The following is a 14,999-nucleotide window of genomic DNA, read 5'->3' on the forward strand; positions in this document are numbered from 1 at the left end:
ATGCGAATGGCACGTTTGACACGCTCCCGCTGGCTCTGGCTGGCGGGAGCGCTTCTCGTTTTATGGGGGCTAATTGTCGCCGCCGACCGCCTGTGGCCGTTGCCTCTGAAAGAGGTTAACCCTGCCCGGGTGGTGGTGGATGAGAAGGGCACGCCGCTCTGGCGTTTTGCCGATAGCGATGGGATCTGGCGCTATCCGGTGACGATCGAAGAGGTATCTCCCCGTTATCTTGAGGCGCTGATCCAATATGAAGATCGCTGGTTCTGGGATCACCCCGGCGTAAACCCGCTTTCTGTTCTGCGCGCTGCCTGGCAGGATCTCACTTCCGGAAGAGTGGTTTCTGGCGGCAGCACGCTCACCATGCAGGTCGCGCGACTGCTGGACCCGCATCCGCGCACCGTTGGCGGCAAAATTCGCCAGCTCTGGCGTGCCATGCAGCTGGAGTGGCATCTTTCCAAGCGTGAGATCCTCACGCTCTATCTCAACCGCGCCCCGTTTGGCGGTACGCTGCAGGGCGTGGGGGCTGCAAGCTGGACGTATCTGGGCAAGCCGCCGTCGCAGCTCAGCTATTCCGACGCGGCGCTGCTGGCGGTGCTGCCGCAGGCACCGAGTCGTTTACGCCCGGACCGCTGGCCTGAACGGGCCGAAGCGGCGCGCAACAAAGTGCTCGACCGCATGGCGACGCAGGGCGTCTGGTCCGCAAAGCAGGTCAAAGAATCCCGTGAAGAATCAGTATGGCTGGCGCCCCGGCAGATGCCGCAGCTGGCGCCGCTCTTTGCACGGATGATGCTCGGCAAAAGTCGCGACACGAAAATTGTCACCACGCTGGATGCCGGACTGCAGCGGCAGCTGGAAGAGCTGGCAATGAACTGGAAATCCCGCCTGCCGGCACGCAGCTCGCTGGCGATGATCGTGGTCGATCATACCGATATGAAAGTGCGCGGCTGGGTGGGGTCGGTGGATATCAACGATGACACGCGTTTCAGCCACGTGGATATGGTCAATGCGATCCGATCGCCGGGATCGGTGTTAAAGCCCTTTATCTACGGCATGGCGCTGGATGAAGGACTGATCCATCCCGCCTCGCTGCTTCAGGACGTTCCAAGAAAAACCGGTGATTATCGCCCGGGAAATTTTGACAGCGGTTTCCACGGACCGGTCAGCATGAGTGAAGCGCTGGTGCGCTCTCTCAACCTGCCGGCCGTACAGGTGCTGGAAGCCTACGGACCAAAACGGTTTGCCGGGATGCTGAGCAATGCAGGCTTGCCGCTGATCCTGCCAGCGGGGGCGCAGCCAAATCTGTCTCTGATCCTCGGCGGGGCAGGCGCGCGGCTGGCAGATATCACCGCTGCCTACAGCGCCTTTGCCCGACACGGTAGGGCGGGAAGGCTGCGCCTGCAGCCGGGCGATCCGCTGACTGAACGTCCGCTGTTATCACCGGGCTCGGCGTGGATTATTCGCCGGATTCTTGCCAATGAAGCGCAGCCACTGCCGGATAATGCGCTACCGCAGGTTGCGCCGCTGGCGTGGAAAACCGGCACCAGCTACGGCTACCGTGATGCCTGGGCCATCGGTCTGAATGCCCGTTACGTGATAGGCATCTGGACCGGGCGACCGGACGGTACGCCCGTGGCGGGACAGTTTGGGTTTGCCAGCGCGGTGCCGCTATTAAACCAGGTCAATAACCTGCTTCAGTCGCGCTCAACGGTAGACGAAGCCCGCCTGCCGCGCGATCCGCGTCCGGAGAGCGTCGGGAGGGGCGTAATCTGCTGGCCGGGCGGCCAGTCGCTGCCGGAAGGCAGTGAAAACTGTCGACGTCGCCTGTCGACCTGGCTGCTGGATGGGAGTGAACCGCCCACGCTGCTCTTGCCCGAACAGGAAGGCATACGCGGGATCCGTTTCCCGGTCTGGCTGGATAAATCAGGTAAACGCGTGGCGGCAGATTGCCCGGATGCTACAGAGAAAGTCCTGGATGTCTGGCCACTGCCGCTGGAGCCGTGGCTACCCGCAACCGAGCGTCGTGCGGTACGGGTCCCTCCTTCATCAACAACCTGTCCTCCGCTGTCGCAGGACGCACCTGCGCCACTCATTCTGACAGGCGTGCGCGAAGGGGCCGTCATCAAACGTCTGCCGGGGGAACCCCGCGTTTCGCTGCCGCTTCAGGCGACCGGCAATAGCGGTGAGCGCTGGTGGTTTTTGAACGGTGAACCGCTGAATGTGAAGGGAAGAGTTTACACATTACAGCTTGATAAACCGGGCGATTATCAGTTACTCGTTATGGATGAGACCGGGCAGGTCGCGACGGTGAATTTTACGCTGCAGTGACCTGAAAAAAGCTTTCTGATGTGAGCTGTTGCTAAAACTCGTCTTATTTTAAAAAAATGTTACCTGAATCCATAGGCAATGGCGCCATTGCTCATTATAATCCGCGCCACACCATACTCAGGTATGCAAAACAACAGAACATTGACAGAGGTTATCATGGCTATTGAACGTACTTTTTCCATCATCAAACCAAACGCGGTGGCAAAAAACGTTATTGGCAGTATCTTCGCTCGCTTTGAATCTGCAGGGTTCAAAATTGTTGGCACCAAAATGCTGCACCTGACCGTTGAGCAGGCTCGCGGCTTCTACGCTGAGCACGAAGGTCGCCCATTCTTTGACGGCCTGGTTGAGTTCATGACCTCCGGTCCAATCGTGGTCTCCGTGCTGGAAGGCGAAAACGCAGTGCAGCGTCACCGTGATCTGCTGGGCGCAACCAACCCGGACAACGCGCTGGCTGGTACTCTGCGCGCTGATTATGCAGATAGCTTCACCGAGAACGGTACCCACGGTTCTGACTCTGTTGAATCTGCTGCACGCGAAATCGCTTTCTTCTTCGCTGAAGGCGAAGTGTGTCCACGTACCCGTTAATTTAACGGTTTCGTTTACACATTATTTTCGTAAATGCCGCGTCCAGACGTGGCATCCCTGCGCCAGACTTTGTACAATGCAACGCCCCGGACGAGCAGACCGCTTTCCGGGGCGTTTCTATTCAACCCTCCATGGGCCATAACGTGTAACAACGAGGCCGGTAAATATTATGTCTGAATTAGTGAATACCTCCGAAGTCGCCATTCCTGCGGTTCCCAATAAAAATGGAAAAATCAACCTGCTGGATCTGAACCGTCAGCAGATGCGCGAGTTCTTTAAAGAGATGGGCGAAAAGCCGTTTCGTGCCGATCAGGTCATGAAGTGGATGTACCATTACTGCAGCGACAATTTTGATGACATGACTGACATCAACAAGGTCCTGCGCAACAAGCTCAAAGAAGTGGCTGAAATCCGCGCGCCGGAAGTGGTGGAAGAGCAGCGCTCCGCGGATGGCACCATCAAATGGGCGATTGCGGTTGGCGATCAGCGCGTTGAAACCGTCTACATCCCGGAAGAAGACCGCGCTACGCTGTGCGTCTCCTCCCAGGTTGGCTGCGCGCTGGAGTGCAAATTCTGCTCAACCGCGCAGCAAGGCTTTAACCGTAACCTGCGCGTTTCAGAAATTATTGGCCAGGTCTGGCGTGCCGCGAAAATCGTGGGCGCGGCAAAAGTAACCGGTACGCGTCCTATCACCAACGTGGTGATGATGGGGATGGGTGAGCCGCTGCTGAACCTGACCAACGTCGTTCCGGCGATGGAAATCATGCTGGATGACTTCGGTTTTGGTCTGTCCAAGCGTCGCGTCACGCTGTCTACTTCTGGCGTTGTGCCTGCGCTGGACAAGCTCGGCGACATGATTGACGTCGCGCTGGCGATCTCCCTGCACGCGCCAAACGATGAAATTCGTGACGAAATTGTGCCGATCAACAAAAAGTACAATATCGAAACCTTCCTCGCTGCGGTGCGTCGCTACCTGGAGAAATCCAACGCCAACCAGGGCCGCGTCACTATCGAGTACGTGATGCTTGACCACGTCAACGACGGTACTGAACATGCGCATCAGCTGGCTGAATTGCTGAAAGATACGCCATGCAAAATCAACCTGATCCCATGGAACCCGTTCCCGGGCGCGCCGTATGGCCGTAGCTCGAACAGCCGTATCGACCGTTTCTCCAAGGTGCTGATGGAGTATGGTTTCACCACCATCGTGCGTAAAACCCGTGGTGATGACATTGATGCCGCATGCGGACAGCTGGCGGGTGATGTTATTGACCGTACCAAACGTACCCTGCGTAAACGCATGCAGGGCGAGACGATCGCGGTTAAAGCTGTTTGATTATTATGCACTCACGGCGCATTATCTGCGCCGTGAGGCATAGTCTTATGAATAATCAGTCAGATTCGTGATGACTGATTAATAATTACGGTGCGTTTCATCCGACTTTCGGGCAGTATGTAACGACGTAACAACAGTTTAGCCGTACGGGCAGGGCTGTACTGTCATCTCCGGGCTGACAGTCTTATACTCTCTGTTCAAGGTTAACTGACCAGAAGTTTCGCGGTGCGGGTGGCATTGTGACTCACCGGCGCCTGAACCCTTATTTTTCACGTACCAGTAGTTGTAGCGAATGAATACTGAAGCCACTCACGACCAACATGAAGCACTCTCCACTGGCGTTCGTCTTCGCAACGCCCGTGAACAACTCGGACTCAGCCAGCAAGCCGTTGCGGAACGCTTGTGCCTGAAGGTTTCCACGGTTCGCGATATTGAAGAAGATAAGGCGCCTGCCGATCTGGCTTCAACGTTCTTGCGCGGTTATATCCGCTCTTACGCAAAACTGGTGCATATCCCCGAAAACGAATTACTGCCAATGATGGAGAAGCAGGCGCCGGTCCGTGCAGCAAAAGTTGCGCCGATGCAGACCTTCTCTCTGGGGAAACGTCGTAAAAAACGTGACGGCTGGCTGATGAGCTTTACCTGGCTTGTGCTGTTTGTGGTGATCGGTCTGACCGGTGCATGGTGGTGGCAAAACCACAAGGCGCAGCAGGAAGAGATCACCACCATGGCCGATCAATCGTCTGCTGAACTCAACCAGGCCGGAACGGATAACGGCCAGAGCGTGCCGCTGAATACCGACGGTGCTGCGTCCTCCAGCGAACCACAGACCGCAGCGCCTGACGCGTCTGCAACCGGTGCGGCACAGGCTCCTGCAGCAACGGCTGACACCAATGCGCCGCAGGCTCAGGATCAAAATGCGGTTGTTGCCCCTTCTCAGGCAAATGTTGATACGGCGGCGAACGCGCCTGCGGCTACTCAGCCTGCAGACAATACCGCAGCGTCTCTGCCAACCAGCCCGGCGGGTACGGCGACAGCAGCCGATCCTAACGCACTGGTGATGAACTTCAGCGCCGATTGCTGGCTGGAAGTTACTGACGCGACTGGTAAAAAACTGTTCAGCGGCCTGCAGCGTAAAGATGGCACGTTAAATCTAATCGGCCAGGCTCCTTATAAACTTAAAATCGGCGCTCCGGCAGCGGTACAGATCCAGTATCAAGGAAAACCTGTCGACCTGAGCCGCTTTATCAGAACTAACCAGGTTGCACGTCTTACCGTTAATGCCGAACAATCAGCAGCACAGTAACAGACGGGCAACGCGGGAGATTTTTCATGCATAACCAGGCTCCGATTCAACGTAGAAAATCGAAACGGATTTACGTTGGGAATGTGCCAATCGGCGATGGGGCACCTATCGCCGTTCAGTCGATGACCAACACGCGCACCACCGATGTGGAAGCGACGGTCAACCAAATCAAAGCATTAGAGCGTGTAGGTGCGGACATTGTTCGCGTCTCCGTCCCGACCATGGATGCCGCAGAGGCGTTCAAACTGATCAAACAGCAGGTCAGCGTTCCGCTGGTGGCTGATATCCACTTCGACTACCGCATCGCACTGAAAGTGGCCGAATACGGCGTCGATTGCCTGCGTATTAACCCGGGCAACATCGGTAACGAAGAGCGTATCCGCATGGTCGTGGACTGCGCCCGCGATAAAAATATCCCTATCCGTATTGGCGTTAACGCCGGTTCCCTGGAAAAAGACCTGCAGGAAAAATACGGCGAGCCTACGCCACAGGCGCTGCTCGAATCCGCTATGCGTCACGTCGATCATCTCGATCGTCTTAACTTCGATCGGTTCAAAGTCAGCGTAAAAGCGTCCGACGTGTTCCTGGCGGTAGAGTCTTATCGCCTGCTGGCAAAGCAGATCGACCAGCCTCTGCATCTCGGGATCACCGAAGCGGGCGGCCTGCGCAGCGGCTCGGTAAAATCCGCGATCGGTCTTGGGCTACTGCTCTCAGAAGGGATTGGTGACACCCTGCGCGTCTCGCTGGCGGCCGATCCGGTCGAAGAGATCAAGGTCGGTTTCGATATCCTGAAGTCGCTGCGTATTCGCGCGCGTGGGATCAACTTCATTGCCTGCCCAACCTGCTCACGTCAGGAGTTTGATGTGATCGGGACGGTGAATGCCCTGGAGCAACGTCTGGAAGACATTATCACCCCGATGGACGTCTCCATCATCGGCTGTGTGGTAAACGGTCCGGGTGAAGCGCTGGTGTCAACCCTGGGCGTGACCGGCGGTAACAAGAAAAGTGGTCTCTATGAAGATGGCGTTCGTAAAGATCGTCTGGATAATAGCGACATGATCGACCAGCTTGAAGCCCGCATCCGCGCCAAAGCCGCCATGATGGACGAGACACAGCGTATCAGCATCCAGCAGGTTGAAAAATAACGTGATGGGAAGCGAGCCGCTTCCCATGTATGATTGAACCCATTCTTTGGGTTTTTTTTGTATATAGAAAGAGAATAAACGTGGCAAAAAACATTCAAGCCATCCGCGGCATGAACGATTATCTGCCTGGCGAAACCGCCATCTGGCAGCGCATTGAAGGCACGCTGAAGCAGGTGCTCGGCAGCTACGGTTACAGCGAAATCCGTTTGCCGATTGTAGAGCAGACCCCGTTATTCAAACGCGCGATCGGTGAAGTCACCGACGTGGTTGAAAAAGAGATGTACACCTTTGAGGACCGCAACGGCGACAGCCTGACCCTGCGTCCGGAAGGTACGGCGGGCTGCGTACGCGCCGGCATCGAACATGGTCTTCTGTACAATCAGGAGCAGCGCCTGTGGTATATCGGCCCGATGTTCCGCCACGAACGTCCTCAGAAAGGTCGTTATCGCCAGTTCAATCAGCTGGGTGTGGAAGTCTTTGGTCTGCAGGGCCCGGACATCGACGCCGAACTGATTATGCTGACCGCCCGCTGGTGGCGCGCCCTCGGTATCGCCGATCACGTTTCCCTTGAGCTGAACTCTATCGGTTCTCTGGAAGCCCGCGCTAACTACCGCGATGCGCTGGTGGCGTTCCTGGAACAGCATAAAGAGAAGCTGGACGAAGACTGCAAACGTCGCATGTACAGCAACCCGCTGCGCGTTCTGGATTCCAAAAACGCGGATGTTCAGGCACTGCTGAACGATGCGCCTGCGCTGGGTGACTACCTGGATGAAGAATCTCGCGAACACTTCGCGGGCCTGTGCAAGCTCCTTGAAGCGGCTGGCATCGCCTACACCGTAAACCAGCGTTTGGTACGCGGTCTGGACTACTACAACCGTACCGTGTTTGAGTGGGTGACCACGAGCCTCGGCTCTCAGGGCACCGTGTGCGCGGGCGGTCGTTATGACGGTCTGGTAGAGCAACTTGGCGGTCGCGCAGCACCTGCTGTTGGCTTCGCGATGGGTCTTGAGCGACTTGTTTTGCTGGTTCAGGCAGTTAATCCGGAATTTAAAGCAGATTCCGTTGTCGATATATACCTGGTGGCCTCAGGCGCGGAAACGCAGTCTGCGGCGATGCAGCTTGCCGAACGCGTGCGCGATGCGCTGCCGGGCGTTAAGCTGATGACCAACCATGGCGGCGGCAACTTTAAAAAACAGTTTGCTCGTGCCGATAAGTGGGGCGCAAGTATTGCACTGGTGCTGGGTGAGTCCGAAGTGGCTAACGGCGAAGTGGTGGTGAAGGACCTGCGCTCTGGTGAGCAGACAACGGTAACGCAGGACGGCGTTGCGGCGCACTTGCGCACTCTATTGGGCTAAGGAGAAGGACTGCGTGGAAATTTACGAGAACGAACACGATCAGGTCGACGCGATTAAGCGCTTCTTTGTTGAAAACGGCAAAGCGCTGGTTGTTGGGGTTGTTTTAGGTATCGGTGCGCTGGTGGGCTGGCGTTACTGGAACAATCATCAGGCAGATTCCGCGCGCGGCGCGTCTCTGTCCTATGAAAATACCGTGAGCGCAATTCGTGCCGATCAGCCTCAAACGCTGACGGCGGCAGAAAAGTTTGCGGCTGACAACAAAAACACCTACGGTGCACTGGCTGCGCTGGAAGTGGCTCAGCAGTACGTTGATAAGAACGAACTGGATAAAGCCGCTGCACAGCTGTCTCAGGGCCTTGCTGCCGCCAGTGATGAAAACCTGAAAGCGGTGATCAATCTGCGCCTGGCACGTATTCAGGTTCAGCAGAAGAAAGCTGACGATGCGCTGAAAACGCTCGATACCATCAAAGGCGAAGGCTTTGCTGCCATCGTTGCCGATCTGCGCGGTGAAGCACTGCTGAGCAAAGGTGACAAAGCGGGCGCGCGTAAAGCGTGGCAAGCTGGCGTAGAGAGCAATGCTTCACCTGCGCTGAGCGAAATGATGCAGATGAAAATAAATAATTTGTCCGTCTGAGAGGGACCCGATGCAATTGCGTAAATTACTTCTGCCAGGACTGCTTTCTGTTACGTTATTGAGTGGTTGTTCACTGTTCAGTGGCGAAGAAGACGTTGTGAAAATGTCCCCACTGCCGACGGTTGAAAACCAGTTTACCCCATCCACCGCGTGGGATGTCTCCGTGGGCAATGGGATTGGTGATTTCTATTCCAACCTTCATCCTGCGTATGCAGACAGCGTTGTCTATGCCGCTGACCGCAAAGGTACCGTGAAAGCGGTGAACGCCGATGACGGGAAGGAAGTATGGTCCGTTAACCTGGCGGAAAAAGACGGCTGGTTCTCCCGTAAACCTGCACTGCTCTCTGGCGGTCTGACCGTTGCTGGTGGCCACGTCTACGTGGGCAGCGAAAAGGCGCAGGTGTATGCGCTGAACAGCAGCGACGGCTCCATTGCCTGGCAAACAACCGTGGCGGGTGAATCCCTGTCTCGTCCGGTGGTGAGCGACGGCCTGGTGCTGATTCATACCAGCAACGGCCAGCTGCAGGCGCTGAACGAAGCGGACGGTCTGGTGAAATGGACCGTTAACCTGGATATGCCTGCGCTCTCTCTGCGCGGCGAATCTGCCCCGGCTACCGCATTTGGTGCTGCCATTGTGGGCGGTGATAACGGTCGCGTGAGCGCAGTGCTGATGCAGCAGGGCCAGATGATCTGGCAGCAGCGTATCTCTCAGGCCACTGGCTCAACGGAAATTGACCGTCTGAGCGACGTGGATACAACGCCTGTTATCGTTAACGGTGTGGTTTACGCGCTGGCCTATAACGGCAACCTGACCGCGCTGGATCTGCGCAGCGGCCAGATCATGTGGAAACGTGAGCTGGGCTCGGTGAACGATTTCATCGTTGAGGGTAACCGTATCTATATGGTAGACCAGAACGACCGTCTGCTGGCCCTGAGCACCGAAGGCGGCGTAACGCTGTGGACGCAAAGCGACCTGCTGCACCGTCTGCTGACCGCACCGGCGCTGTACAACGGTAGCCTGGTTGTCGGCGACAGCGAAGGGTATATGCACTGGATCGATCCGGATAACGGCCGCTTTGTTGCGCAGCAAAAAGTCGACAGCTCTGGTTTCCTGACCGACCCGATTGTGGCCGACGGCAAACTGCTGATTCAGGCAAAAGACGGCACGCTGTACGCGATCACGCGTTAATTACCCGGCGGTTGTAGTATACTAAACGGCTCCTGTTCACTCAGGAGCCGTTTTGACATTTTTAAAAACGCCGCGAAAGCGACGTTATTTTGAATTTTATGAGGCTTCAAACATGGTACCTGTGGTCGCGCTTGTCGGGCGCCCTAACGTTGGAAAATCCACTCTTTTTAACCGTTTAACACGCACCCGTGATGCGCTGGTTGCGGATTTCCCGGGGCTGACGCGTGACCGTAAGTACGGTCGTGCAGAGGTGGAAGGACGCGAGTTCATCTGTATTGATACCGGCGGTATTGACGGCACGGAAGACGGCGTGGAAACCCGCATGGCGGAACAGTCGCTGCTGGCGATTGAAGAAGCGGACGTGGTGCTGTTCATGGTGGATGCACGCGCTGGCCTGATGCCGGCGGACTCCGCTATCGCTAAACACCTGCGTTCACGCGAAAAACCAACATTCCTGGTGGCGAACAAAACCGACGGCATCGATGCCGATCAGGCCATCGCGGATTTCTGGTCTCTGGGCCTGGGTGAAATCTATCCTATCGCGGCATCGCATGGCCGTGGCGTTACCAGCCTGCTGGAAACCGTTCTGCTGCCGTGGGTTGACGAAGTGAACCCGCCGGAAGAAGTGGACGAAGACGCTGAATACTGGGCGCAGTTTGAAGACGCAGAAGAGGGCGAAGAAGAAGAGCCTGAAGACGACTTCAACCCGCAGGACCTGCCGATCAAGCTGGCCATCGTGGGTCGTCCAAACGTAGGTAAGTCTACGCTTACTAACCGTATTCTGGGTGAAGAACGCGTGGTCGTTTACGATATGCCGGGCACCACCCGTGACAGTATCTACATTCCTATGCAGCGCGATGAGCGTGAATATGTCCTCATCGACACCGCCGGGGTGCGTAAGCGCGGGAAAATCACCGATGTGGTGGAGAAATTCTCCGTTATCAAAACCCTGCAGGCGATCGAAGATGCTAACGTAGTGCTGCTCGTCATCGACGCACGCGAGGGTATCTCCGATCAGGACCTCTCTCTGCTCGGCTTTATCCTCAATAGTGGGCGCTCACTGGTTATCGTGGTCAACAAGTGGGATGGCCTGAGCAACGAAGTGCGTGAGCAGGTGAAAGAGACCCTCGACTTCCGTCTGGGCTTTATCGACTTTGCACGCGTGCACTTTATCTCTGCGCTGCACGGCAGCGGTGTGGGTAACCTGTTCGAATCCGTGCGTGAAGCTTACGACAGCTCCACCCGTCGTCAGAGCACCGCCATGCTGACCCGTATCATGAACATGGCTGCGGAAGACCATCAGCCGCCGCTGGTGCGCGGTCGCCGCGTGAAGCTGAAATACGCCCACGCCGGTGGTTATAACCCGCCAATCGTGGTGATCCACGGCAACCAGGTGAAAGACCTGCCGGACTCCTACAAGCGTTACCTGATGAACTACTTCCGTAAATCGCTGGACGTGATGGGCACGCCTATCCGTATCCAGTTTAAGGAAGGGGAAAACCCGTTCGCCAACAAGCGCAACACCCTGACGCCAAACCAGATGCGCAAGCGTAAGCGTCTGATTAAGCACATTAAGAAAAGCAAATAAGCTTTGCTGAACACACAAAAGCCCGCGACTATCGCGGGCTTTTTTTGTCTAATCATACCGCCGGTTTTCTCTGTGTGAAGTCAATCACTATTCACTTTTAACCATGTTTAAATCTAAGAAAGTAGACAATCGTCGAATTTTCATCTTAAAGTCCAGGGGCCGGTACTAGACAAAACTAGCGCCTGGTTATCAAATGGTTAACTAACTTTTCGCCGCATGTAAAAAATCGGCCAGATACGTAACTGGCCGGCGTACCTGCTGGTGTTTACAAGCACGACGACATACCTTTCGGGAGAATTATGCAATCCACTGTTAATCAAAAAGAGAGCCGAACGTTCTTCGGCCACCCGTATCCGCTCGGTTCGCTGTTCTTCACCGAGATGTGGGAGCGTTTCTCGTTTTACGGCATTCGTCCGTTACTGATCCTGTTTATGGCCGCCACCGTCTATGACGGCGGGATGGGCCTGGCGCGTGAAAACGCCTCGGCGATTGTCGGTATCTTTGCCGGTACCATGTACCTGGCCGCGCTGCCGGGCGGCTGGCTGGCGGATAACTGGCTCGGCCAGCAGAGAGCCGTCTGGTACGGTTCGATTCTGATTGCGCTCGGTCACCTGTCGATTGCGCTCTCGGCGGTGATGGGGAACAACCTGTTCTTTATCGGCCTGATGTTCATCGTGCTCGGCTCCGGGCTGTTTAAGACCTGTATCTCGGTAATGGTCGGTACCCTGTATAAAAAAGGCGACGCGCGTCGTGACGGCGGTTTCTCGCTGTTCTACATGGGCATCAACATGGGCTCGTTCATCGCGCCGCTGATTTCCGGCTGGCTGATTAAAACCCACGGCTGGCACTGGGGCTTTGGCATTGGCGGTATCGGGATGCTGGTAGCGCTGATTATCTTCCGCGTGTTTGCCGTTCCGGCCATGAAACGCTATGACGGCGAAGTTGGCCTCGACTCCACCTGGAACAGCCCGGTGGTGAAGCGTAACGGCGTGGGCGTTTGGCTGCTGGCGCTGGCGGCAGGCGTGGCAACGCTCGTGACGCTGATTGCGCAGGGCGTGATTGTGATTAACCCGGTCGCGGTAGCCAGCGTGCTGGTCTACGTGATTGCTGCATCCGTTGCCCTCTACTTTATTTATCTGTTTGTTTTTGCAGGCCTGAACCGTAAAGAGCGCGCCAGGCTGCTGGTCTGCTTTATTCTGCTGATCTCCGCGGCGTTCTTCTGGTCCGCGTTTGAACAGAAGCCAACCTCGTTCAACCTGTTTGCCAACGACTACACTAACCGCATGATCGGCGATTTCGAAATTCCGGCGGTGTGGTTCCAGTCAATCAACGCCCTGTTCATCATCCTGCTGGCACCGGTGTTCAGCTGGGCGTGGCCAAAGCTGGCGAGCATGAACATTCGTCCGAGCAGTATCACCAAGTTTGTTATCGGTATCCTGTGTGCCGCAGCGGGCTTTGGCCTGATGATGCTGGCGGCACAGAACGTGCTGAGCAGCGGTGGGGCGGGCGTATCGCCGTTCTGGCTGGTGGGCAGCATCCTGATGCTGACGCTCGGCGAACTGTGTCTCAGCCCGATTGGCCTGGCGACCATGTCGCTGCTTGCGCCCGAAAGAATGCGTGGCCAGATGATGGGGCTGTGGTTCTGTGCGAGCGCGCTGGGTAACCTGGCGGCGGGTCTGATTGGCGGCCACGTGAAGGCCGACCAGCTTGATATGCTGCCGGATCTCTTTGCGCGTTGCTCCATCGCGCTGCTGATTTGTGCAGCGGTACTGATCGTCCTCATTGTTCCGGTACGCCGCATGCTGGAAAATGCGCAGACTAAACCGGCGGCTGAAGCCTGATAAAATTCACCCTGGCGGGGCAGTTATCTTGCCCCGATAAAACCCAACAGGAGAGAATATGACGATTACCTGCCCGGATTGCCGGGCACCGCTTGAGCCCCTGAACGGGGTGGCACACTGCGAGAGCTGTAATAAGGATATTGCGCTTGAAGCCCGCTGCCCGGAGTGCCATCAGCCACTCCAGGTCTTAAAAGCCTGTGGGGCGGTGGATTATTTCTGCCAGAACGGCCACGGTCTTATCTCCAAAAAACGCGTGGAGTTCGTTCGGGCCGAAGGTTAATCGCACACGCAGCCTTCGCCTTTCTTCCACAGCTCGACCAGCGACTCGGGCGCTTCCTGCTCCGGTACCAGCACGATGATATCGGCGTAGTGCGCCTGATTTTGCCCGGTCCAGATAATCTGGATGCGGAAATAGCGCTGGTCGCCGCTGCCGGGTGACGAGGCCTGTCCCGGCGGCTGACCGCGCGGAAAGGCCTGCTCCAGGATACTTACCAGGCGCTGGCGCTGGGCCTCATTGAGCGAGGAGAGCGCGATGGTGCGCTGTCCGCTCAGCTTGGGAATAAAAGCGACGCCGCCTTCCCGGGCCAGCTCAACAACGGCGTCATCCGTCAGTTCCGGAACCTGCATTTACAACACTCCCACCTGTTCCCAGGCTTGTTTAATGGCCGCCCCCACGTCGCCGCCGGAACGTTTCTCTCCGTGCGCGATCGTCAGTTTTGCGAAGGCCTCAAAATCCGCATCCTGCGCCAGATTGCGATCGCAAACCGTGTCGTACCAGGCATAACCCGCTTTTTTCCAGGCGTAGCCGCCGAGCGCCGTTGCCGCCAGATAAAATGCCCGGTTGGGGATGCCGGAGTTCAAGTGCACGCCGCCGTTATCCTCACGCGTTTTGATGAAATCTTTCATGTGTGCAGGCTGCGGGTCTTTGCCGAGCAGCGGATCGTTGTAGGCGGTGCCCGGTTCAGACATCGAGCGCAGCCCTTTGCCGTTGATGCCTTTTGCCAGTAATCCCTCACCAATCAGCCAGTCCGCTTTATCGGCGGTTTGCTTCAGATGGTACTGCTTCACCAGTGATCCAAACACGTCCGACAGCGACTCGTTCAGCGCGCCGGACTGCTCAAAGTAGATAAGCCCGGCTTCGGTCTCGGTCACGCCGTGGCTCAGCTCGTGCGCCACGACGTCTATGGCGATGGTAAAGCGGTTAAATATTTCCCCGTCACCGTCGCCGAATACCATCTGCTGTCCGTTCCAGAAGGCGTTCTGATATTCCCGGCCATAGTGAACGGTACCGGTTAAAATAAGCCCTTTATTATCGAGCGAATCGCGCTGATATTCTTTCCAGAAGAAATCATGGGTTATACCTAAATACTCGTAGGCCTCATCCACCGCTATATCGCCGTTCGACGGCTGGCCTTCGTAACGCACCTGCGTACCTGGTAGTTCCTGAGTCTGCTTTGCGTCGTAAATATCACGCTCAAGCTGCCCGGCTTTATTCACGTGCGGCGCGGCGGGTTTGCCCGGCATATGGGCCATCAGCGTCTGGACATGGGTTAAGGTCTGGCGGGCACAGCGCTGCTGCGGTTCGGAACCGCTTTCGATAATACGACGAAGAATATACGGCGGAATAACGCTATTAAGATGGGTCATGCTGCTCTCCTTATTAAAAAAAAGGGAATAGCAGCAGTATAGTAA

Annotated in this window: 13 protein-coding genes; 11 read left to right on the forward strand and 2 right to left on the reverse strand. The window is 56.4% G+C overall.

Annotated features, from left to right (window positions below; genetic code table 11):
• The 11 genes from pbpC to UR504_RS13135 all read left to right on the forward strand — a co-directional run bounded on the left by pbpC (position 1) and on the right by UR504_RS13135 (position 13,587).
• Positions 1-2,325: a peptidoglycan glycosyltransferase PbpC gene (gene pbpC / locus UR504_RS13085; RefSeq protein ID WP_149366381.1), complete on the forward strand. Its 2,325-nt coding sequence runs from the start codon at positions 1-3 to the stop codon at positions 2,323-2,325.
• A 156-nt stretch (positions 2,326-2,481) separates the two neighbouring features.
• Positions 2,482-2,913: a nucleoside-diphosphate kinase gene (gene ndk / locus UR504_RS13090; protein ID WP_003860625.1), complete on the forward strand. Its 432-nt coding sequence runs from the start codon at positions 2,482-2,484 to the stop codon at positions 2,911-2,913.
• Between the two features lie 169 nt (positions 2,914-3,082).
• Positions 3,083-4,249: a bifunctional tRNA (adenosine(37)-C2)-methyltransferase TrmG/ribosomal RNA large subunit methyltransferase RlmN gene (locus tag UR504_RS13095; RefSeq protein WP_014171168.1), complete on the forward strand. Its 1,167-nt coding sequence runs from the start codon at positions 3,083-3,085 to the stop codon at positions 4,247-4,249.
• Between the two features lie 292 nt (positions 4,250-4,541).
• Complete coding sequence (gene rodZ / locus UR504_RS13100) at positions 4,542-5,555, forward strand: cytoskeleton protein RodZ (RefSeq protein ID WP_274240622.1); 1,014 nt, start codon at positions 4,542-4,544, stop codon at positions 5,553-5,555.
• Between the two features lie 26 nt (positions 5,556-5,581).
• Complete coding sequence (gene ispG / locus UR504_RS13105; protein WP_133294915.1) at positions 5,582-6,700, forward strand: flavodoxin-dependent (E)-4-hydroxy-3-methylbut-2-enyl-diphosphate synthase; 1,119 nt, start codon at positions 5,582-5,584, stop codon at positions 6,698-6,700.
• An 80-nt stretch (positions 6,701-6,780) separates the two neighbouring features.
• Positions 6,781-8,055 carry a histidine--tRNA ligase gene (gene hisS, locus UR504_RS13110; protein ID WP_032622984.1) on the forward strand — a complete coding sequence of 425 codons (1,275 nt, stop codon included), beginning with the start codon at positions 6,781-6,783 and terminating at the stop codon, positions 8,053-8,055.
• A gap of 13 nt (positions 8,056-8,068) precedes the next feature.
• A complete protein-coding gene (locus tag UR504_RS13115) occupies positions 8,069-8,689 on the forward strand; it encodes a YfgM family protein (protein WP_115875997.1) in 621 nt (206 codons plus the stop codon).
• Positions 8,690-8,699: 10 nt separating this feature from the next.
• Entirely contained in the window at positions 8,700-9,878 is a 1,179-nt protein-coding gene (bamB, locus tag UR504_RS13120; protein ID WP_302236166.1) for an outer membrane protein assembly factor BamB, read from the forward strand.
• 112 nt (positions 9,879-9,990) lie between these two features.
• The gene (gene der / locus UR504_RS13125; RefSeq protein ID WP_127731952.1) at positions 9,991-11,466 is read left to right on the forward strand and encodes a ribosome biogenesis GTPase Der; all 1,476 of its coding nucleotides are present in this window, start codon (positions 9,991-9,993) and stop codon (positions 11,464-11,466) included.
• A 299-nt stretch (positions 11,467-11,765) separates the two neighbouring features.
• A complete protein-coding gene (locus tag UR504_RS13130) occupies positions 11,766-13,307 on the forward strand; it encodes a peptide MFS transporter (protein ID WP_302236162.1) in 1,542 nt (513 codons plus the stop codon).
• 58 nt (positions 13,308-13,365) lie between these two features.
• The gene (locus tag UR504_RS13135; RefSeq protein WP_115875994.1) at positions 13,366-13,587 is read left to right on the forward strand and encodes a zinc ribbon domain-containing protein; all 222 of its coding nucleotides are present in this window, start codon (positions 13,366-13,368) and stop codon (positions 13,585-13,587) included.
• Here the strand turns inward: UR504_RS13135 and UR504_RS13140 are convergent.
• Positions 13,584-13,934 carry a protealysin inhibitor emfourin gene (locus UR504_RS13140; RefSeq protein WP_024908659.1) on the reverse strand — a complete coding sequence of 117 codons (351 nt, stop codon included), beginning with the start codon at positions 13,932-13,934 and terminating at the stop codon, positions 13,584-13,586. The two genes, UR504_RS13135 and UR504_RS13140, sit on opposite strands and share 4 nt — an antisense overlap.
• Positions 13,935-14,954: a M4 family metallopeptidase gene (locus UR504_RS13145; RefSeq protein WP_302236156.1), complete on the reverse strand. Its 1,020-nt coding sequence runs from the start codon at positions 14,952-14,954 to the stop codon at positions 13,935-13,937.
• Positions 14,955-14,999: the final 45 nt, after the last annotated feature.

Origin of the sequence: Enterobacter sp. 241F3, assembly GCF_034106785.1 — a bacterium.
GTDB lineage: Bacteria > Pseudomonadota > Gammaproteobacteria > Enterobacterales > Enterobacteriaceae > Enterobacter > Enterobacter vonholyi.

Excerpts from the sequence above, each read along its gene's own strand:
- pbpC (WP_149366381.1), top strand. The coding sequence starts at position 1 with ATGCGAATGGCACGTTTGACACGCTCCCGCTGGCTCTGGCTGGCGGGA.
- ndk (WP_003860625.1), top strand. The coding sequence starts at position 2,482 with ATGGCTATTGAACGTACTTTTTCCATCATCAAACCAAACGCGGTGGCA.
- UR504_RS13095 (WP_014171168.1), top strand. The coding sequence starts at position 3,083 with ATGTCTGAATTAGTGAATACCTCCGAAGTCGCCATTCCTGCGGTTCCC.
- rodZ (WP_274240622.1), top strand. The coding sequence starts at position 4,542 with ATGAATACTGAAGCCACTCACGACCAACATGAAGCACTCTCCACTGGC.
- ispG (WP_133294915.1), top strand. The coding sequence starts at position 5,582 with ATGCATAACCAGGCTCCGATTCAACGTAGAAAATCGAAACGGATTTAC.
- bamB (WP_302236166.1), top strand. The coding sequence starts at position 8,700 with ATGCAATTGCGTAAATTACTTCTGCCAGGACTGCTTTCTGTTACGTTA.
- der (WP_127731952.1), top strand. The coding sequence starts at position 9,991 with ATGGTACCTGTGGTCGCGCTTGTCGGGCGCCCTAACGTTGGAAAATCC.
- UR504_RS13130 (WP_302236162.1), top strand. The coding sequence starts at position 11,766 with ATGCAATCCACTGTTAATCAAAAAGAGAGCCGAACGTTCTTCGGCCAC.
- UR504_RS13135 (WP_115875994.1), top strand. The coding sequence starts at position 13,366 with ATGACGATTACCTGCCCGGATTGCCGGGCACCGCTTGAGCCCCTGAAC.
- UR504_RS13140 (WP_024908659.1), bottom strand. The coding sequence starts at position 13,934 with ATGCAGGTTCCGGAACTGACGGATGACGCCGTTGTTGAGCTGGCCCGG.
- UR504_RS13145 (WP_302236156.1), bottom strand. The coding sequence starts at position 14,954 with ATGACCCATCTTAATAGCGTTATTCCGCCGTATATTCTTCGTCGTATT.